Here is an 819-nt window from a genome sequence, read left to right on the forward strand (position 1 = left end):
CTCCGGGCTGCTCCCTTCCATGGCCGCCACGCGCGAATACCAGTTCTCCGCCGATTCGTAGTCCTTCATCTGCATGTAACAGTAGGCCAATCGCTCCAGGTCGGCCAGACGCGGCTTTCTGCTATCCGCCAGTTTCACGTACAGCGCCGCCGCGTTGGCATATTCGTATTTACGGAACGCCTGCTCAGCACGGTCCCGGAGACCGAGCTGCTCCTGGCCATAGGTGGCAGAGAATGCCAACAGCAGGATCACCATTGGAAATATAACCCTGAAAAAAAGAATGCCTGTTAATAATTTACCTTTCATAGCTCGTTTGCTTCTCATGAGCGGGAGTTGCGCAGACCCCGCCGTATACATGCATAATCAATTGAAGTTCCATCCATGTTGAAAAAAATCCGCAAAATATAACGGTATGCCCTTTCCTCTTCAGTTACCTCATAAATCAAATCGGCTGAGGAAACGATGTACCGGTTGCTGCCGATGCGCGATACAACGATGGGAAGCTCCTCCCCGGCAGACAGCCACAGCTCCATCCGGTAATCGCCCTGGATATACCGGAATCCTTGTGTACCGTCCAGAAACATGGCAAGCTTTTCAAACAACGTGGCCATCCTGCATAGATCGTTAGTGAATCCTAAAAAAACCTCGGGCTCAGCAGCCGCCGGTCTTTCCGGCCGAAGGTGATGCCCAATGTGATTTCATGCGAGCCGTTCTGAACGCTGCTCAGCCGGCTCAGAATGTAATCATACGAATAACCCACCCGCAGCTGAGGGGTCACGTACAGCTGCGTGATCGCAGAAACCGAGTTCTGCTTGCTCA

2 protein-coding genes and 1 pseudogene are annotated in these 819 nt (G+C 52.6%); all 3 read right to left on the bottom strand.

The genetic code is table 11. The features are described from left to right. Positions 1–324, bottom strand: a pseudogene (locus tag ACFQRK_RS23940) (hypothetical protein); the annotation flags it as partial. After that, entirely contained in the window at positions 321–611 is a 291-nt protein-coding gene (locus ACFQRK_RS23945) for a hypothetical protein (RefSeq protein ID WP_379010958.1), read from the bottom strand. The pseudogene ACFQRK_RS23940 and the gene ACFQRK_RS23945, both read right to left, overlap by 4 nt. Positions 612–634: 23 nt before the next feature. Next, a partial coding sequence (locus ACFQRK_RS23950) for a type IX secretion system membrane protein PorP/SprF (protein WP_379010950.1) occupies positions 635–819 on the bottom strand: 185 nt, incomplete at its 5' end.

The sequence above is a fragment of the Parapedobacter sp. GCM10030251 genome, from assembly GCF_042666505.1.
Classification (GTDB): Bacteria; Bacteroidota; Bacteroidia; order Sphingobacteriales; family Sphingobacteriaceae; genus Parapedobacter.

Excerpts from the sequence above, each read along its gene's own strand:
- ACFQRK_RS23945 (WP_379010958.1), bottom strand. The coding sequence starts at position 611 with ATGGCCACGTTGTTTGAAAAGCTTGCCATGTTTCTGGACGGTACACAA.